Raw genomic sequence first — 18,347 nt, forward strand, 5'->3', positions numbered from 1 at the left:
ACGCCCCGCGCAACCAGCCCTATTCTAACCAGCCAGAGACGCTTTGTCCAGGGTTTTCTGCTTTGCTGCGTATCTCCTTCCCCGAATAGAACTGCGCCTCGTTGCCGAGCGTGGCAGCGGTTGTCCCGCGCTTCACCAGCGCGCCAGAGTTGCCCCAGTTGATGGCCGCACCCTATAGAAGGCGGGCGCAGTGAAGTTTCGCTGAGCAAAACGCCTGGTAATCGCTTGCATTGCCTGTTCTACTCGTTCATTGGCAAGCAAGACCAGCGCGCATCCGCCAAACCCTGCCCCCGTCAGACGCGCGCCCAGCGCGCCAGATTCGCGGGCGCAGGCAACAACAGCGTCGAGTTCTGGTGTGGAAACAGCGTAATCGTCGCGCAGCGAGTCGTGGGAGGCATACATCAGCCGCCCAAGGGTGGCGAAGTCGCCCACGCGCAGCGCCAGCATCGCCCGCTGCACGCGCGCGTTTTCGCGTACCACATGGCGGGCGCGCTGCAAGTCTTCGCCCGTCAGCCGCGCCAAATCTTGCTCCCGCGCCTGACGGAGCGTGGGAAGGCCCAGCGTCCCTGCGGCGCGCTCGCAACTGGCGCGCCGCGTATTATAGGCAGTAGTCCCCAGGCCACGCTTCACCCGCGTATCACACACCAGCAAAGAGAGACCAGCGTCATCCAGGCCCAGGGGTACAGCTTCCGCCTCTAGAGAGGCACAATCAATGCAGAGCGCGTACCCCTCCACACTGAGCAGCGCGGCGTATTGATCCATAATGCCGCTGTGTACGCCAACACATTCATTTTCGGCTTTCTGACAGAGCAGCGCCAGTTCACGACGCGACAAATCCCGCTGCGCCAGAGCCGTCAAAGCCAGGGCCATCGCTGCTTCGAGCGCCGCAGAGGAGGAGAGTCCCGCGCCCTGCGGGACATCGCCAGCCACCGCTGCGTTCACTGCCGGGAAGGTCAATCCGGCACGTCTCAGCGCCCAGACCACACCGCGCAGGTAATCGGCCCAGGAGTTGTCGCGCTGGCCTCCTGCCCCCAGCAGAGTGCGCGTATCATCCAGATCAGCGGCATAAGCCAGCCCGCGCTCCTCGTCGTCAGTAATAGCCCCACTCGCTTCTGGCTCCGGTTGCCTATCGGTTTGGCCGCTGCTGCCCAGGGCAACAGCGACCCGACGATCAATCGCGCAGGGCAACACAAAGCCGCCGGTATAATCGGTGTGTTCGCCGATCAGATTCACTCGCCCTGGGGCGCTTGCCATCACCTGCGGCTCGCGGCTAAACTGCTGGCGATAAGCGGCCAGGGCGCGCTGCTCTACCTTCCACATCGTCGCTGCTCTCCCTCCATATAGACGTATCCTGTCAGGGGATCGGCATGGGGCTGAGATTCGCTAGAGGGCGTTCCCTGTGACTGGTATTTGCTTCACTGCACACACAGCTTCAAGCCAAAGGCCATGTTATCATAGACGTTCGTATATCGTATACTAGGAATCAGCGTGGATTCCTGGGATGGGGACCACACGCTGGCAATGACTGAGATAACTGGTAGCCCACAGCATGAGGGGGAACCTGTTGAAGCAGGAAGAGAGGAAAGCTGACACCGCCTGGATCTGGCATCCGCTGTTGCGCCAGCAGTTGGTGAACGCTCCCCAGCGCATGCAGCGACGCGAGGACGCCACAGCCTGCCCCTTTTGTGCCGACCTTGCGGCGGGCAAGGTTGCTCCTGATGCCCAGGTCTGGGTGCGCCCCAATGATTTCCCCCCGTTCTCACCCCCCCTTGGAGAAGCTTACATAGTCATGTACCATCGCGATCACGCGCGGCAGTTCACGCATCTGAGCGTAGAGGAGGTCAGCGCCGTCACGCATCTCTGGCGCGATCTGTATACCTCCCTGGCGCAGCGTTACCCGGCAGTCATGATTTTCGAGAACAGCGGAGCAGCCATTGGGCAGACCCAGCCGCATCCTCATGGGCAAGCCTACGGAGTTGCCATCATCCCCCCGATTGTAGCACGCGAACTGGAGACCGTGCTTCAGGAGGAGCAAGCGGGGCGCGGATGCCCGTTCTGCCGCGTGCAGCGCGAGTTGACCAACACAGTGTTCGAACTGGTCGGCGCCCCCACCTGGCAGGCTTTTCTGCCGCCCTTCGCGCGCTATCCCTATGAAACCCATCTCGCCCCCCGGCGGCATGTGGCGAATCTTGGCCTGCTGACGGAGGCAGAGTTACGCGATTTTGCGGAAGTCTTGCTGCGGGTAATGCGTGGATACAACGCTCTCTGCGAGGGAGCTATGGCCCCGATGCCCTATCTGCTGGGCATCCATCAAATAGCCGATGAGCGTTTTCATCTGCATATGGAAATCCAGGCCATTGCGCGGGCGCCGGGAAAGCTGAAATATGCCGCCGCTGCCGAGGCCCTCTGGGGACTGTGGACCAATGACTCCTCGCCAGCGCACAAGGCGCAGGAGTTGCGTGAGGCCATCGCAAAGGGAACATGCTAAGATCGACACGAGATGTAAACGCCTGGAGGAAGCTCAACACCCCAGGCGCTTACAACAGGTGAGAAATCTTCAGTCAGGGCGGCAAGCTAGGGCGCTGTAAGCTCAGGCTTCCCTGGCCTGGCAGGGCGCTGCTTTATACGCCGCCACAAGTAGACCACACCTGCCACCGGAAGCCAGATGACCGCAAAAACAGCCACCCAGATGAGAATATCTGCCAGCACCTGGAGAATGGAGAGCAGAGTGCTGGCCGCCGCAGCAAAAATATCGCCCGGACTCCAGGGCTTCGCTGGCGCAGACGGTGGCGGTGTAGGTGGCGGTGTTGTAGACGCCAGATTCACGGTCACAGTCGAATAGGCGGTCTGGCTGCTCAGTTGATTAATCTGCCCCTCAATTTGCTCGATCTGCCCTTCGACATCGGTGAGCTTATCCTGAATGGTCAGCGTATCAGAAAGATTTTGCGCCCGGCTCAGCAATTGCAAGAGTCGCTGCTGCTCGGTGCGCAAGTTCTTGAGGCGCGATTGCAGGTCCACATACTGCGTGGTGACATTCTGCACTGTCTCTTCTTCAGCGGTCAGCTTCCCCTTGAACGCCGGATAGGTCGCGGCGAAACTACTCAGATAGGCTTTAACAGCGTCATATTTGGCCGCGCTCACCGCAAAGGTAAGCGCAACCGTATAGGTACCATCCTTTAGCTGAGTAATCCGCTCGCCTGCCGCCTGCGCCAGCGGATCCATCGAGAACACATCCTGGTTCATCTGGCGCTCAGCGTCCAGCGGCTTATTGACTGTCAAATTGACCGAAAGCGAACGAATCAGATAAGCGGTAGCCGACGTACCGTTCGGCAAGGTAGGCTGCCCATTGCCGCCACCAGAAGAACCAGTGTTGCCTGCTTTGCTGGTAGCTGCTGGCTGATTACTGTCCGAACGGGCAGCCTGCGAAGATGAATTAGATGAATTAAAAGTAGCTCCGCTTCCACATGCAGCCATAACGAGCGCCAGCGCCAGCAAGGAAAAAGCTCCGATCTGACGCACACCGCCAGGCAGTTTGAGATGGGCAAAAAAAGACCTGGGCATCTTCGAGTGCTCCTTTCGGGAGTTCAGTCGAAAAGCGGCTTACCTGGCACAAACCGATTGACTGCGCGTTCGCGGCGTCAACCTTCTGTACTCTACCAGAAGAGACGCGCTTGCATATGCGAAAGTTCCATACAGATCGGTTGCGTCAGTGCTTGCCCTCACCACTCATAGCTGCGTTGGCTCCTGCTTGCTTCTCACAAAAGAGGGCGGTTGGTTACTTTCGCTTCTTTTTTGCCTGGGAGGTTTTCTGCCGCCGGACCTCATCAACGGCAGCCGTCACGACATCGGGCCGCGCCTGAGTGCGCGCGTGCATCTCATCAATCTCAAAGCGGCGGTGTTTCCCCGCATACCAGCGGACTGTGGCAATAAACTCAGCATGGCTCCAGGTGAGCGGCGAAACACTCAGCGGCTCATCCGTATAGGGGTGAACCTGCTCAGCCAGCACGCCGCTGGGCAGCGCCCGGTCACACACCCAGAGCAGCAAAGGCAGCGCCTCGTGCAGTTCATCCACATTCCTGGCTTTGGCGATACGATACTGTGCCAGCCAGAGCGTGCAGATGAACCAGGGGTTGCCGGGAACCTGCCCAATATCTTTGGTGACTTGATGATAATAATCATCCTCATAGCGCGCCATCCCCCCCACATCTGTCTTCACCCACAGCGTACCCTCCAGCTTTTGCATGGCCCGCTGCATCTGCGGGTCATCACAGGGCAGCATCCCAAAGATGAAAAGCCCGGTAATGCTGCTATCAAGCGTGCGATCTTTCTGTACTGTGCCATCCGGCCCCACCGTCACCATACGCACAAAGCAGCCGAGGTCTTCATCCCAGAGATGCTCCAGCGCCGCTTTTTTCATCTCTTCGGCGGCTCCGCTGTAGCGTTCCACCAGATCCGCTTCGCCAAAAGCCTCGGCAAAATGCGCCGCCGCTTTTAACCCTGCGTAAACCGTGGCAACGGTATAGGTATGGATGCCGCGTCGCTCTTCCCAGAGGTCATGCGACGGCGCGGGCAGGCGGGTATGGGGTTCGCGGTAATTGACCATGAACTCTGCCGCTCCCTTCACCAACGGAGCATAGAGGGGCCGCACATATTCGACATCGCGGAAGAGGTTGTAATACTGCCAGAGGCTGTAGACGACCAATGCCGTTTCATCTTCCTGTATGGGAAGCAGGGGCCGGTTCTCTTGATCGACCCAGGGCTGCCAGCTACTCCCCAGCGCGCCGGTAGGCGTATATTTGTGCAGCAGATAGCCGTAGGGGCCGATCAAACGCCCGCAGAAGCGAAAGAACTCGCGGGTTACATCCGAATAGCCAGCATGGCTGAGCGCGTTTGCCACCAGCGCGCCATCGCGCGGCCACAGATACGAATAGCTGTCGCGGGAGAACGAATACACATCGGCGTCATTGGCGGCAATGATCGCCCCACCATCATCTATATTGGTGCGCAGCACCAGCAGGCTGCGATGATAGAGTTCGACAACCTGTGGCGGCACATCTCCCAGGTCTTGAGGCAGTTTGTTCACCCATAGATGCCAGTAAGCCCGCGTGCGATCAAGAAACTGCTGCGGCCCGCTCTTACGCACCTCGGCGTCCAAAGCCGACACCTCGGAGTACGTCGAGCCAGCCGCCAGCCAGTGATACGCTCGTGTCGAGCCGTTCGCTGGAACTTGCGGCAGATGCAGCCCGATGGTGCAATCCACCGACCCCTGCGCAATGGGATTGCGACCCAACGTGCCATCCTCCGCGTCGCGCCAGGTGCCTTCGGCGTTGTTGAACTCTTTATAGCCTGTCGCCCAATCATCAATCCCCTGGTGATCGCCGACCCGTCCACTCATCAGGAAGTTCACCAGCCCCTTATACGCCACCAGGGCATTGAGTTCGGCGCGGTAATAAATCGTATTGCCGCCCTCGGTTTCCCACAGATGCCAATCATAATGCAGAAACAGCCGGACATCGCGCGGATGGCTGGCTTCGTTCTTCACCTCGAAGCGCCGCAGCAGCACATCACTATCGGCATCAACGGCATCATGGCAGATCAGCGTAAGCTCAAGTTCGTGATTGATGAGCGTAACCTGCGTCACCAGCGCATCTTCCTGGTAAAGCATCTCACGATGCCAGGAGGCATCATCAACCCAAAAGAAACGACCTTCTACCCAGACCCCCATGCGGCAGGTATGGCCGAGCGTGTGATTCTCTTCGCCAATATGCGGCCAGTAAATATCGCGGAGGTTATAGCTGTGGTCGAAGTTGACCAGCAGAGAGCCATTGCCCAGCGGCAAATCGCGCGGCATTGCATCCCTCCTCATACGAGGCTTCATCAGCAACAATCTTATACGCGGTTATAACATTTGCGCGATTATACCATTCCTGGCCGATCTGCACATCTGCGGCGACGCCAGAGGCAGCAAGCGCCGACATGGCGCCACCTCAGCGACGCGGCAAAAAGACAAGCTGGGGAGCTTTGCCAGCGGCATCACGACGAATGGCGCCATGCCAGGGCAGCGCCTCAGTGGTGTGCGGCAGATCATACGCCAGAATCGCATCGAGCGCCGCGTGGGTATTTTCAATAATGTCATAGCGCGGATAATCGGCCAGCGCAACCCAATGCAGCGTCCCCTCGTTGCAGGGAGGTAACTGCTCGTCAGCAAAGACCGCCGTGCAATAGACCAGGCGCACCTCCGCGCCTGGGTCAAGAATATCGGCCACAAAGCGCCAGTCGCTCAGGTCCGCCAGCGTGAGTCCGGTCTCCTCACGCAGCTCACGAAGCGCGCCTGCCGTCGGCTCAGTCAACTCATCGCCCTCCAGCCGACCACCAATTCCCGTCCAGCGCAGCGGTGCAAAGCTTTTCCAGGCCGCGCGGCAGAGCAGCACAACCTCTGAATAATCGGGGCGAAAGAGAAAGACCACCGAGCGAACATCATCAGAGATGGCCGCGACATGTTCAGGCAGATCAGATTCTGGCATGTGTACCCCTCACCATGCTGAGGCAGCCGTTGTCAAGCGGACAAACCCAGGATAGCATAGATGTGGGAAACGCGCCAGGCTCCAGGGAAGCGGCCACAGGCTCATTATCCTGTGTTTTTTTGTATCCTACCAGGCCACAGAAGCGGTAAGTTGATGGCGTGTACGCGCGCGGTCCAGTGCTCCCCGCAGCCTGCGTATTAACTGAGCAGGCTCGATGGGCTTATTGACAAAATCGTCGGCGCTGGCTCGTACCGGGCCTTCCACCTCTGCAAAATCCATGCTGGTCATAACGACCACCGCCACCGGGCGCTCGCGTGTCAGCCGCCCCAAAAGATGCAAGACCCTGAACCCAGAGATCATGGCCTGCTCCTGGCCTACCTCATACATCCCATCCAGGTCCAGCACAATGACATCCAGGGGCATCTGCTCCGCCAGTTCCACCGCCGCGTGGCCTGTGGAGGCGGCCCATACATCATACCCGGAAGCATCCAGGCACAGCGATAACTCTGTGCGCACCATTTCCGTTGGAATGACCACCAATACGGCTATTCGCTGCTCGCAGGGAAAGATGATAGGGCGATGCGCTGCATTGGCATCTGGCTCGTCGCCCTTTGTTACGGCTAGCGGCTCTATCAACTCGTGTTCAACCACTCCCACACTTGTTCTCAGGCGCTGCATCGTCGCATCCTTTATAGCCCTAAAAAGAGAGCGAACATCAATCGCAAGTCTTGAGGTCAGGCAAGCGCCCAACCTGTTGCGAAGAGACAACAACGTCACCAAGGCGAACATGTGCGGCAAAATATATGCCAGGCAACGCGCGGAGCGCCTGCTGCGCTAGAGTTCTGGCGCATTGCTTGTCAAAGCGCGTTCGCGTGCGGCATACTGAAGACGGATTATTACCGCTGGCGGGGCGACCCCGCCAGAGAAGGAGCGCCCTGACCCTCATGGAAACAGCGAGATTAAAGCTGCAAGGCATCTATAGCCTGCTGGCAGGCGTGCTGCTGCTGGTTGGTGTCACCCTCTATCAATCCCTGGTCCTGGGGCCAGCGGGCTATCACGCGCCTGCTGACGCCGCTTTCAGTCACGGAGACTACGGGCCACTGTTGAGTTGGATCGGTGATCACAGCAGCGCCTTTGTCATCTTCCGAATCCTCGAACTGCTCATCTTTCTGCTGATCCTCCGGCTCCCGTTTGCCCTCCACCGCGCCTTTCGCAGCTATGGGCGTACCCTCGCCCGCTGGATGTTGGCGACTGGCCTGAGTGGTCTGGCCCTCTTTGCAGCCATGATCGCCCTCAGCACGATCAGCTTTATCAACGCCGCTGCCGACTACAGGCGCCAGGCGCCATCCTCTGCGGCAGCGAAAGATATTGTGAGCAGTTTCAGCGGCCTCTATGGCGCGGAGGCGCTGGCACAGAATACACTGGGCGGCATACTGCTCGCCATCTTCTTGATCTGCGCCAGCCTGCTCATCGCGCGAAGCGGAAAGCTGCAAAACCTGCTGGTCTATTTTGGGCTGCTGGCTGCCGCGCTGATGGCCGCGTTGGCCCTGCTCTTTGCCGTCTCGCCACCGGAGGCGCAGACGCAGCTAACCACGCCTACCCTGGCATCGTTTGCCGTCTGGCTGATCTGGCTGGGCATCCTGCTCATCCGGCGAGCGCCGCGTCTCATTGCGACCGCAACCGCCGCGACCACTCCAGCAGAGCAAGCTGAAGAAACCCTATCTGCTAGCGCAGCCGCAGCCACACAGGAAAACCCTCCAGAGCAAGCTTCTGTCTCGCCCTCGTCCGAGGCAGCGCCATCAAAGAACGTCAAGACTCCCGACGCTAACACTGAAACCGCTCAACATACCGACTCCTGAGCAGGCGCACAGGCAAGAGAAACAGGCAGCCCTGGCAAATGGACCTTCCATTGCCAGGGCTGCCTGTTTCTCTTGCTTTAATGAACGGAGAGCGTCATCCCTTCGCTCTGCTGCCGCCTATGAGCCGCCCGATGAGGGCCAGCACTAACGCGCCAAGAAACGCCAGAACAGCGGTCCCGGTGAAGCGGAACACCTGATCATTAATCAGCCCAGGCGCAAAAATTTGTAGAAGAAACGCTGCGACAAAAGCGCCAGCTACCCCAAGCAAAATATCTCCCACACATCCATAGCCGCGACCTCGCACAATAAGCCCTGCCAGCCAGCCTCCAATGAGTCCGGCAGCCACCCATTCCAGGCACCCAACATCAAAGACGACCCCAAAGGGCGCGCCCAGGACAACCATCAATGGTAGTTGCATTGCATCCCCTCTCATAGAGAAAAATTAATCCATCAAGGCCAGGCGTCCTGCGCAGCGCAAGGGCGCTGGCTCATAGCCTTCTGAAGAAATCTACGCTGTGCCTGCCCAGAAGGTTGCAAGAGGTCAGGTGCTTTCGCTGGCCGAGATGCGCAGCAGCAAACCAATGATGATATAGTTGGCGATGAGCGAGCTACCGCCATAGGTGATAAAGGGAAGGGGAATACCAGTCAGAGGGAACACCTTCAGGTTTCCGGCAATAATAATCATCGTCTGGATAGCAAAGATTGCCGTCAACCCTCCCGCCAGCAATTGATTAAACGGCGTCCTGGCGTTGGCAGCGATACGGAAGCCCCGATGCACCAGCATAATATACAGTCCCAGCAGCCCCATGATACCAAGTAAACCAAACTCTTCGCCGATAGCAGCAAACACAAGGTCGGTCTGCACCGCAGGCACATTAGTCGGGCTGCCCAGGCCCAGGCCGGTACCAAAAACACCACCAGAGCCAATAGCAATCAACCCCTGGCAGACTTGATAGGCTGGCCCCAGAATAATCTGGCGAGTTGCCTCGTCCGTCGCATTGCAATCAACACCCACCACCAACAAACGCGCCTGGGCATAGGTAAAGAGCTTGTAACAGATAAAACCGCCAAGGGCAAACAGCATCACGCCCCAGCCCACATAGAGGAACCGACCACTGCCCAGATACAACATCGAGAGAAAAATGCCAAAAGTCAGCAGCGCCAGGCCCAGTTCGCGCAGCCCCACAAACATCACCAGGGCTATGCCCAGCATCAGCAAAAGTGGGCCAAACTGCTTGAGCGGTGGCACAGAGATAAAGCCCAGCCTGGGGCCGCCTTCACCAAGAATCTCGCGGTTCTCCGCCACATACGCCGCAAAAAAAACGACCAGACAGATCTTCAGCAGTTCAGAGGGCTGAAAAGGAATGCCGCCAGGCAGGCTCAACTCATCATGGGTGGGGCTATCAAAATTGATAGGAGAGGTGAGAACTCGCACCAGGCTGATACTCACCAGCAGGATGCCGAAGGCGGCAAAAGTATACTTATAGCGCCTGATCCAGAGCAGCCCCCGTCGGGTAAACAAGACCGTTCCGAAACAGGCCAGCAACCCCAGAAGCAGCCAGAGTAATTGCTTCGTACCTAGATTCTCGATTGGCGGGGTAAGCTGCGGTCCCAGTCGCAAAGCCATCAACACCCCAAAAATACTCAACAAGCCAACAATAGGCAAAAGCACCTGATCGGCTTGAGGCAGTATAATCGTCAGGAGAATGTGCATCGTCAGCAGCGCGGCTATCACACCAATCGCCGGAACCAGACTATCGATGGTCGGCAGGTTTATCTGCTTAGCCTCGTTATCCACCAGGATCAGCATAAACATGCCTGTCAGCATAAACAGAGCAGGTAACAGCAGCAATTGCAATTCACGCCAGCGATAGCGATGCGCTCCCTGAATCATCGTACCCTCTTCGTACCCTCTTACAGAGCGTATTCCAACCTCCAGCAGAGAGGTAGGAACCTGCTCACGATCTTAGACAGACTATCTTAGACACCAAACTTAAACGTCACCACCCCATCTACCGGCCCCAGGACCAGCAGATCGCCAGGCCGCGCAGGAACCCCCTGGCCTACCGGCACCTGACTCCCATTGAGGAACGTCTTGTTGCGGCTCCCCAGGTCTTCCACCCACCACTGCCGATCATGATACGTGATACGCGTATGCTCGCTAGAGATGCGGCTATCTTCCAGCACAATCGTATTCGTCGGCCCGCGCCCAATCGTCGTCACCGGCTCCATATCAATACGATGTCCCGGTCGGAGTGGCATCGGCCCCGGTTTGACCACCACCAGAAAGCCCAACCCTTTATAGGCTGTTGTGCCGATACGCGCCGCCCCCGAACCGCTTACCATCCGAATCAGATCACGACGAACAACGAAGATAAGCTGGATGAGGAAAAGATAAATGAGCGCCACCAGCACGATACGCAGGATGAATAAAAACTGATCAAGCTGTAAGTCCATGCAGGTCGCTTACCTCCGTTGGTGAAAAATAAAATCATAGCTTCCAACCGAGACAAGATCCCCATCACGCAGCGTATGCTGGCGAACAGTAGTACGGTTGATGCCAATCCCGTTCAAGCTGCCAAGATCATAAATGACAAAGCGGCCATTCTCAAAGCGCACCTGGGCATGATGCCGCGAGACTCGCCGATCATTCACCACAATATCGTTGGAGACATGGCGGCCAATCTGTATGACCTCACGATCTAGCCGATAGACCTGCTCCGCGCCCGTCTGGCCCCCACGTCGGCGCAGACGAAGGACCGCCTGGGGCAGATGCCCCGCCGGAGCCGCCTGGGGCGGATAAGGTATCCCTCCCGCAGAAGGAGCGCCATACGGCTGCTGGAAGTTCGATGGGGGAGCCTGGGATGGATAGGGCTGCCCTGGGCGATGCGGAGCGCCTGCCCGCGCCTGCTGGGCCTCCAGCATCGCCTGCTTAAAGCCCTCAGACACATCAATCGTTACCGTGTGCATCGGCGCATCCGGGCCAGCCAGCGCCTGCGCTACATTGGGGTTCTGCGCGGGATGGTGTGAATCAACCAGGCTAGAGTCTATATGGATATTGCCCACAACCATATGCGCGTCCACATGAAGCTTCACCACCGGTTTGGTTGTCAGCGTGTAACCGCGCTCGCGGGCCACATCAATCAAATACTGTTGTAATTCAGGAATCAGCGCGCGCCAGCTACTCAGGCCATCATAATCTTTCTGATTGAGCGCAACATCATAGAAATTATGCGCCTGGCGACGGCCCTCGCCCAGGATGAGGAGGTGATCTTCCATGTGGCGCTCCAGCTTGCGCTTGAGTTCCACAGGCTGCAATTTCGAGCGGAACACGCGGCCAAAGCTCCCTTCTACCATCGATGTCATGAACGACTCAAACTTCGAGAGCACGTTCACCGCTCTCACCCCTCTCTGCCTCGCGTTCAGCATACTGGCCCAGCGCCACGCGGGCCTGCTGGACATCTACCGCAATCTGCGCTTGCAACGCTTCTACACCAGCAAAGCGCTGCTCTCCGCGCAAGCGTGCAATAAATTGCACTTCAAGTTCTTTGCCGTACAGATCCCGCTGCACATCCAGCACATGGACTTCGGTGAGATGCCTGGTTCCGTCCAACGTCGGGCGCACGCCAATATTTGTAGCTCCATGATACAGCGCGCCTTCTACACGGACACGCACCGCATATACCCCATCGGCGGGGAGAATCTTACGAGGATCGATCCTCAGATTGGCTGTCGGAAAGCCCAACAGACGCCCGCGCTGATCGCCCTGCACGACCACCCCTTGCGCGCTATAGGGACGCCCCAGCAGCGCCGCTGCCTCCCCTACCTGCCCATCGGCCAGCAAGGTGCGGATATGCGTGCTGCTGATCCGCCGTTGATCGGCAACCTGCAAATCAATGGTCTGCACAGCAAAGCCACGCGCTTGCCCATATGTTGTCAGAAAGGCCATATTTCCTTCACGGTTATGCCCAAAAACAAAATCAGTGCCTTCCACCAGCGCGCGCAGCGCCAGATGATTCATCAGCAAGTCTATAAACTCGCTTGCCGACGTGCGCGCCAGAGATGGCGTAAACGGCAACACAACCACCAGATCAAGCATACCCAACGTCGCCAGAAGTTCCAACTTCTCCTCCAGCATCGTCAGGTAGCGAATCTGCCTTTCCGGGTGCAGCACTTCCAGCGGATGCGGCCAGAAGGTAATCATTCCGGCTTTCCCGCCCAGCGCCTTCGCAGCCAACACCGTCTGCTTGATGAGGTGCTGATGTCCTCGGTGAATGCCATCAAACACGCCAACAGTCAGGGCAAATGGTGTATCAGGTGTCAGTGTTGCCAGATCACGAATAACCTGCATATCAATGCTTCTCTGTCTCCCCAACTCATACTACCACAGCAGGGCAGTGCCTGCAATCAGTATCTCTGCGTAGTGACAATCAGAGACGCTCTTTTCCTTATCTCCGCATTACCCGCCTCGTTATCGTACCATAGACTTCCGAAGACACCAGCCCCAAAACGGAAGAATTCCACGAGAGTGTGAGGTAGTTCACACTCTTCTACACTTGCTTGCGCCGGTAGTTCACACTCTTCTACACTTGCCTGCGCCAGAGAGATGAAGCAGCGACCTCCGCTATCATCATCCCCACATGCTAAACGGATACCACGCCATCACGGTTTCTACAGAGCGACTATGAGCCAGAACACCAGAAAGCACATGAGATCGCGCTAATCCACAGGCGTGCTATTAAGTACTTTCTGGGGACGCCAGGTGTGGGTAGAGGCTTGCCAGCAGAGAATACCCAGAAAACGCCCGTCGGTGGAATACGCCCGCAAGAGCGAGGCATCGAGTAGTAACGGCCCTTCTTCTAAAGCCTGTAGAGTGGAAGACCCGGCAAATTGAAGCTCCTGACCCAGCAGCACCCGCTTCTCCGCAGCCGGTCCCACAATGACAGCCAGGCGATCAAGCAGCGCCTCATCAGCCGCATAGAGGTAGTTGACCCAGCTCCCATCTTCCAGCGCCTGGGCTAATTCTTCCAGAGTCAGGCTCTCATCCAGCGTAAATGGGCCGCTGCGCAAGCGCACCAGACCGCCCAGGTGCGCTCCACACCCCAGGCGCTCCCCCAGATCATACGCCAGCGAACGAATGTACGTCCCTTTGCTGCATTCCACCTCCAGCGTCAGCGCCGGAAGCTGCCAATCCACTATATCCAGCCGATAGATGTCTATGGGTCGCGCCTGGCGCTCTGCCTCAATCCCTGCGCGAGCCAGCTTGTACAACGGCTGTCCGGCCAGTTTAATCGCTGAATACAGGGGAGGGAGTTGCATCTGATGTCCCAGGAACTCCGGCAGCGCCTTCGCAATCTGCTCGCGTGTCAGATGAACCGGCGCGCTGCGCAGCGCCTCGCCCTCAGCATCGTAAGTATCCGTCACCACCCCAAACACCACGACAGCCCGATAGCATTTACCGCTCGCGCTCAGATATTCCGCCACCCGTGTCGCCTTGCCCAGACAGACAGGCAAGACACCGCTGGCAGCCGGGTCCAGCGTACCAGCATGCCCCACACGCCGCTGCCGCGTGAGCCGCCGCACGCGCGCCACGACATCATGGGAAGTCATGCCGACAGCTTTATCTATGTTAAAAATCCCATCCATACCGGAGACCCATACCCATCAGGAAAAAACGTACTACTTCTGTTTCTTATGCTCTGCATCACGCAACTGCTGTTCCAGATACGCCAGCGTCTCGCGCCTGGCCTCGTCAAACGTCCCCTGAAAGGCGAAACCAGCAGCGCGCACATGCCCCCCGCCGCCGAAGTGCGCCGCCATCGCCGCCGCGTCGTAGGGATGAACGGTACGCAAGCTCACTCGCGGGCAGCCATCTGGATGCTCCTTGAAGAGCGCCGCAATCTGAGCGCCTTGAATATCAATCAAATAGCTGGGCAGCCCATCCTCCAGATCAGCAGTCGCCCCGCTCTTCTGAAGCATCTTTTCCGTCAAAACCGACCAGACCAGCCGACCATCAAGGGCGCTTTCCACCGCGCTAAGCACCTGCCCCCAGAGGCGCACCTTCGGGAGCGAATTGATCCGATAGACCGGCTTGACAATATCTGCCGGAACGGCCCCGGCGCGCATCAAATGAGCAGCCGCCTCCAGCGTGCGCGGCGTGGTGGCGCTGAACTCGAAGGCGCGGGTATCAGTGATAATACCCGTCAGCAGGCATATAGCCGCATCACGGGAAATAGCAGCGCCCACCTGCATCAGCAGCAGCGTAATCACTTCTGCCGTCGCCGCCGACGCCACATCAATGATATTCACCTGCCCACAGCCCTCTGAGGTAACATGATGATCGATGTTCACCACCAGCGCGTGGTCCAGAAACGCGCGGTGTCGCTCGTAGAGCGCGCCATAGCGGCTCAGTTCCCCTGCATCCAGAGCAACCACCAGATCAAACGCCTCGTCCCCCAGATCGGTCTGCGCCTCGGTCACGCCCGGCAAAAACGCATAGAGCGCGGGCGGTGGGTCGGCGCAGGCGACTACACAGGTCTTCCCGAATCCCCGCAGCACATGCGCCAGACCCAACGCCGCTCCCAGCGCGTCCCCATCGGGGTGTTCATGCGCCAGCAGAGCGATGCGCTCGGCCTCCATCATCAACGCCCAGGCCGCCTGAACCTGTTCGCTGTCAAGCCCTTCTGAAGCGTCGTTCGAGAATTGAACCACAGAATCCCCCCTTTCGCGCCAGCGCATACAGAGACGGCAGGAGCAGGAAGCGTGTCTCCCTGCTCCCGCCGTTCTAACAACCCTGCGCTCATCAGGTCTGATCATTTCGCTGAGGCGCGCGCGCCTCGGAGGGGTGTTCCTGCCGTTCAATTGCTGGCGTCGGCCCTCGCGCTCCCTCGCTGGATGACGCCATCTGTCCCTGAGTCTCCATCTCGTGAATCAACTGGAGAATCCGTGTCCCGCGCTCGATAGATTCATCCAACCGGAACAGAATATCTGGCGTATGGCGAATAGTGAGGCGCTGCGCCAGTTCATGGCGCAGGAATCCAGCAGCATGTTCCAGACCTTGCAGCGTTGCCCGCTGCTCTTCGGGGGCGCCAAGGACACTGACAAACACTTTTGCATGGCGCAAATCACCCGAAAGCTCCACATCGGTAATGCTGGCAAAACCAATACGCGGGTCTTTCATGCGGGTGCGAATCAGATCACTCAACTCTTCGGCAATCACCTCGGCGAGTTGTTCTTGTCGCCACGTCGTCATAAGGACCACCTCCCTGAAGATTAGAAGGCCAGCGCTCAAGCCCTGAAGGCTGGGAAAGAGACACTGGCGCTGGGTCAGCGCCTCTTTCCTCATGGGCCAGTCCCTTGTGGCCCTAAGCCCTCACCTTAGAAAACGCCTCAATGACATCGCCAACTTCAAACTGATTGAAATCTTCAAGCGTCACCCCACACTCAAAGCCGCTGGCAACCTCGCGCACATCATCCTTGCCGCGCCGCAGCGAAGCAATCTGCCCACTCAAGACTACTTTCCCATTGCGCAGCACACGCGCCTGAGAAGAGCGCATCAGCTTGCCATCGGTGATACGGCAGCCAGCGATAACCGTCGTCTTGCCAACCTTGAAGAGTTGCAAGACCTCAGCATGCCCATCAACCTGCTCACGATACGTGGGTTCCAGCATGCCCTTCAGAGCCGCCTCAATATCATCGCCGAGCTTATAGATAACATCATACGAGCGAATATCAACGCCCTCGTTCTGCGCCAGACGCTGCGCCGCAGAATCAACTTTGACACTAAAGCCAATAATGACCGCGTTGGAGGCGGAAGCCAGATGGACATCTGTCTCGGAAATATTGCCCACGCCATCGTGCAGAATACGCACCTTCACAGTATCCTCGTCAAGCCGGTCCAGCGTTTGCTTGATCGCCTCTAATGAACCTTGCACGTCAGCTTTGATGAGCAGGTTTAATTCTTTGACCTTCCCTGCCTGAATCTCGGATGAAAGACTATCCAGGCTGATAGCTCGCGTGCCGCCCGCGCTCTCCACTTTCTGTTGTTGCGCATGCTGGGTGGCAAGGGACCGCGCCGTTTTCTCGTCAGCTACCTCCACCAGCCGATCACCAGCCCTGGGTACTTCAGGCAGGCCAAGAATCTCGACTGGTGTGCTAGGGCCAGCCTTCTTGATCTGCTTGCCCTTGTCGTCGAACATCGCACGCACCCGACCAAAAATAGCGCCAACCACCACCACATCGCCCACTTTCAATGAGCCTTGCTCGATCAGCACCGTCGCCGCAACACCCCGGTTTTTATCCAGCCTGGACTCAATAATAGCCCCCAGCACTTTAGCCTGCGGGTTCGCTTTGAGGTCTTGCACATCGGCTACCAGCAAGATCATCTCTAGCAATTCATCAATACCCGTATTCTGTCTTGCAGAGACAGGAACGCAGACCACATCGCCGCCATATTCTTCGATCACCACTCCGGCATCAGCAAGCTGACTCTTCACATGATCAGGGTTCGCGCCCGGCTTATCCATCTTGTTGAGCGCCACGATAATAGGCACCTTAGCCGCGCGTGCGTGGTCAATCGCCTCCAGTGTCTGGGGCATCACGCCATCATCCGCCGCGACGACAATCACCGCAATGTCTGTCACCTGCGCCCCACGCGCGCGCATGGCGGTAAATGCCTCATGCCCGGGTGTGTCAAGGAACGTGATCTTCTTCCCATTCACCTCCACCTGATACGCGCCGATATGCTGGGTAATGCCACCAGCCTCACCCGCTGCCACGCGCGTCTTGCGAATAGTATCCAGGAGCGAGGTCTTCCCATGATCCACATGCCCCATCACCGTCACCACTGGTGAGCGATGGACCAGATGCGCCTCATGGTGCCCGCCAGCATGTCCGCTCGGCTCATGCTTCTGAGCACTCTGTGTCGGGGGAGGCGCGGCCTCCAGAGTTTCGTAGCCAAGCTCCTTTGCCACAAGCGCAGCAGACTCATAGGTAATGACCTGATTAATATTGGCAAGAATATTGTGCTTGAATAACTCACGAATGATCTCCATCGGCGCCACTTCCAGCAGCGCCGCCAGATCGCGCACCGGAACCTGCGGGGGAATCGCCACTGGCTCGGTTGGCCGGGCCTTCACAGCCACTGCTGTGCGCCCCTGCCCATTCGTCGGCCCTCCAGCCGATTGGCGGCGATCAGTGCGCCGACCGGAAGAGCGTCCATTGTGGGATCGGCCACGACCAGATGGCGGCCCTGATGGGCGCCTACCAGCAGCACTGCCGCCTGAGCCATTACGGGCTGATCCGACAGGCCCCGATGAGCGCGGCCCAAAACCTCCTTGCGCCGGGCGAAATGACCCCGAAGACGCCGGACGATAAGGTACGCTCCCAGAGGGAGAACGATTCCCCGCCTCAGAGGAGGCTCCTGGCCTTGGCGGGAAACCACCAGACGGCGGGCGATTGAAAGGCGCGCCCTGGCCTGCTGGCCGGGCAGGATAATTTGCGCTCGCGGGACCGCTCTGACTCGCAGGGCGGGCAGGCGCTTCGCTCGATGCAGGAGGGCTGGATGGTGTTCCAGCCGAGCGCCGCTGAGGTGATCGAGAGGTGGGGTTCGAGCGAGGCTCCTTCTCCGAACCTTCAGGGTGTTCAAAATCAGCAGGATGCTGCGTCATGTCTTACCTCCTTCGATGCTGTGACGACCTCAGCTAAGGCTACAGGTACAGCTATCGATCTTGTAAAAAGAGTAGTGCAGAAATGGGAACGACCAAAAATAACAGGGCTGGCGCTCTCCACAAAGAGAGGCCAGCCCTGAAGGGATGCAGTTATCCGGCCCTGGTCGATTCGCGCAGCTTTTTCGCTTATGCTATTCAGGTCGCAAACATCGGCTTGCCATAACTGCCTCCCCGCATTGGCTGCCAGCCTCTCTGCGGGACTGTTGAGATGGTCCATCGTGGACAAACATCAGAGA

General features: G+C 58.2%; 17 protein-coding genes. 2 read left to right on the forward strand and 15 right to left on the reverse strand.

What is annotated here, in order from left to right; genetic code table 11:
* Positions 1 to 132: 132 nt before the first annotated feature.
* Positions 133 to 1,320, reverse strand: coding sequence for a galactokinase (gene galK, locus VH599_18130; GenBank protein ID HEY7350242.1), 1,188 nt, complete (start codon positions 1,318 to 1,320; stop codon positions 133 to 135).
* Positions 1,321 to 1,564: 244 nt separating this feature from the next.
* On the opposite strand from galK, the gene VH599_18135 reads away from it, so the two are divergent.
* Entirely contained in the window at positions 1,565 to 2,488 is a 924-nt protein-coding gene (locus tag VH599_18135; protein ID HEY7350243.1) for a hypothetical protein, read from the forward strand.
* 86 nt (positions 2,489 to 2,574) lie between these two features.
* Here VH599_18135 and VH599_18140 read toward each other — a convergent pair whose 3' ends face one another.
* The 4 genes from VH599_18140 to VH599_18155 form a co-directional block, all read right to left on the reverse strand.
* Positions 2,575 to 3,561, reverse strand: a complete 987-nt coding sequence (locus VH599_18140; protein ID HEY7350244.1) for a DUF4349 domain-containing protein — start codon at positions 3,559 to 3,561, stop codon at positions 2,575 to 2,577.
* A gap of 214 nt (positions 3,562 to 3,775) precedes the next feature.
* Positions 3,776 to 5,851 carry a glycoside hydrolase family 15 protein gene (locus tag VH599_18145; protein HEY7350245.1) on the reverse strand — a complete coding sequence of 692 codons (2,076 nt, stop codon included), beginning with the start codon at positions 5,849 to 5,851 and terminating at the stop codon, positions 3,776 to 3,778.
* A gap of 136 nt (positions 5,852 to 5,987) precedes the next feature.
* Positions 5,988 to 6,524: an NUDIX domain-containing protein gene (locus tag VH599_18150; GenBank protein HEY7350246.1), complete on the reverse strand. Its 537-nt coding sequence runs from the start codon at positions 6,522 to 6,524 to the stop codon at positions 5,988 to 5,990.
* Between the two features lie 126 nt (positions 6,525 to 6,650).
* Positions 6,651 to 7,202, reverse strand: a complete 552-nt coding sequence (locus VH599_18155; protein HEY7350247.1) for a response regulator — start codon at positions 7,200 to 7,202, stop codon at positions 6,651 to 6,653.
* A gap of 266 nt (positions 7,203 to 7,468) precedes the next feature.
* Here VH599_18155 and VH599_18160 point away from each other — a divergent pair, with 266 nt between their 5' ends.
* Positions 7,469 to 8,383 carry a DUF4386 family protein gene (locus VH599_18160; protein HEY7350248.1) on the forward strand — a complete coding sequence of 305 codons (915 nt, stop codon included), beginning with the start codon at positions 7,469 to 7,471 and terminating at the stop codon, positions 8,381 to 8,383.
* Positions 8,384 to 8,477: 94 nt separating this feature from the next.
* On the opposite strand, the gene VH599_18165 is transcribed toward VH599_18160, so the two are convergent.
* The 10 genes from VH599_18165 to VH599_18210 form a co-directional block, all read right to left on the reverse strand.
* The gene (locus VH599_18165) at positions 8,478 to 8,801 is read right to left on the reverse strand and encodes a GlsB/YeaQ/YmgE family stress response membrane protein (protein HEY7350249.1); all 324 of its coding nucleotides are present in this window, start codon (positions 8,799 to 8,801) and stop codon (positions 8,478 to 8,480) included.
* A 123-nt stretch (positions 8,802 to 8,924) separates the two neighbouring features.
* Positions 8,925 to 10,277: an FtsW/RodA/SpoVE family cell cycle protein gene (locus VH599_18170; protein ID HEY7350250.1), complete on the reverse strand. Its 1,353-nt coding sequence runs from the start codon at positions 10,275 to 10,277 to the stop codon at positions 8,925 to 8,927.
* 86 nt (positions 10,278 to 10,363) lie between these two features.
* On the reverse strand, positions 10,364 to 10,840 hold the full coding sequence (locus VH599_18175; GenBank protein ID HEY7350251.1) for an FHA domain-containing protein: 477 nt from the start codon (positions 10,838 to 10,840) through the stop codon (positions 10,364 to 10,366).
* A 9-nt stretch (positions 10,841 to 10,849) separates the two neighbouring features.
* Positions 10,850 to 11,779, reverse strand: coding sequence for an FhaA domain-containing protein (locus VH599_18180; protein HEY7350252.1), 930 nt, complete (start codon positions 11,777 to 11,779; stop codon positions 10,850 to 10,852).
* Complete coding sequence (locus VH599_18185; protein ID HEY7350253.1) at positions 11,757 to 12,734, reverse strand: bifunctional riboflavin kinase/FAD synthetase; 978 nt, start codon at positions 12,732 to 12,734, stop codon at positions 11,757 to 11,759. Before VH599_18185 ends, VH599_18180 begins: the two co-directional genes overlap by 23 nt.
* Positions 12,735 to 13,102: 368 nt before the next feature.
* Complete coding sequence (truB, locus tag VH599_18190; GenBank protein ID HEY7350254.1) at positions 13,103 to 14,029, reverse strand: tRNA pseudouridine(55) synthase TruB; 927 nt, start codon at positions 14,027 to 14,029, stop codon at positions 13,103 to 13,105.
* A gap of 33 nt (positions 14,030 to 14,062) precedes the next feature.
* Complete coding sequence (locus tag VH599_18195; GenBank protein HEY7350255.1) at positions 14,063 to 15,094, reverse strand: bifunctional oligoribonuclease/PAP phosphatase NrnA; 1,032 nt, start codon at positions 15,092 to 15,094, stop codon at positions 14,063 to 14,065.
* 91 nt (positions 15,095 to 15,185) lie between these two features.
* The gene (gene rbfA / locus VH599_18200) at positions 15,186 to 15,635 is read right to left on the reverse strand and encodes a 30S ribosome-binding factor RbfA (GenBank protein HEY7350256.1); all 450 of its coding nucleotides are present in this window, start codon (positions 15,633 to 15,635) and stop codon (positions 15,186 to 15,188) included.
* A 112-nt stretch (positions 15,636 to 15,747) separates the two neighbouring features.
* Entirely contained in the window at positions 15,748 to 17,526 is a 1,779-nt protein-coding gene (infB, locus tag VH599_18205) for a translation initiation factor IF-2 (GenBank protein ID HEY7350257.1), read from the reverse strand.
* Entirely contained in the window at positions 17,517 to 17,711 is a 195-nt protein-coding gene (locus tag VH599_18210; GenBank protein HEY7350258.1) for a hypothetical protein, read from the reverse strand. Before VH599_18210 ends, infB begins: the two co-directional genes overlap by 10 nt.
* Positions 17,712 to 18,347: the final 636 nt, after the last annotated feature.

It is taken from the genome of Ktedonobacterales bacterium (assembly GCA_036557285.1).
Lineage (GTDB): Bacteria > Chloroflexota > Ktedonobacteria > Ktedonobacterales > DATBGS01 > DATBHW01.

Bases quoted from the DNA above. Each gene is read 5' to 3' on its own strand.
- rbfA (HEY7350256.1), bottom strand. From the start codon at position 15,635: ATGACGACGTGGCGACAAGAACAACTCGCCGAGGTGATTGCCGAAGAG.
- VH599_18150 (HEY7350246.1), bottom strand. From the start codon at position 6,524: ATGCCAGAATCTGATCTGCCTGAACATGTCGCGGCCATCTCTGATGAT.
- VH599_18140 (HEY7350244.1), bottom strand. From the start codon at position 3,561: ATGCCCAGGTCTTTTTTTGCCCATCTCAAACTGCCTGGCGGTGTGCGT.
- VH599_18155 (HEY7350247.1), bottom strand. From the start codon at position 7,202: ATGCAGCGCCTGAGAACAAGTGTGGGAGTGGTTGAACACGAGTTGATA.
- truB (HEY7350254.1), bottom strand. From the start codon at position 14,029: ATGGATGGGATTTTTAACATAGATAAAGCTGTCGGCATGACTTCCCAT.
- VH599_18170 (HEY7350250.1), bottom strand. From the start codon at position 10,277: ATGATTCAGGGAGCGCATCGCTATCGCTGGCGTGAATTGCAATTGCTG.
- VH599_18175 (HEY7350251.1), bottom strand. From the start codon at position 10,840: ATGGACTTACAGCTTGATCAGTTTTTATTCATCCTGCGTATCGTGCTG.
- galK (HEY7350242.1), bottom strand. From the start codon at position 1,320: ATGTGGAAGGTAGAGCAGCGCGCCCTGGCCGCTTATCGCCAGCAGTTT.
- VH599_18160 (HEY7350248.1), top strand. From the start codon at position 7,469: ATGGAAACAGCGAGATTAAAGCTGCAAGGCATCTATAGCCTGCTGGCA.
- VH599_18145 (HEY7350245.1), bottom strand. From the start codon at position 5,851: ATGCCGCGCGATTTGCCGCTGGGCAATGGCTCTCTGCTGGTCAACTTC.
- VH599_18185 (HEY7350253.1), bottom strand. From the start codon at position 12,734: ATGCAGGTTATTCGTGATCTGGCAACACTGACACCTGATACACCATTT.
- VH599_18165 (HEY7350249.1), bottom strand. From the start codon at position 8,801: ATGCAACTACCATTGATGGTTGTCCTGGGCGCGCCCTTTGGGGTCGTC.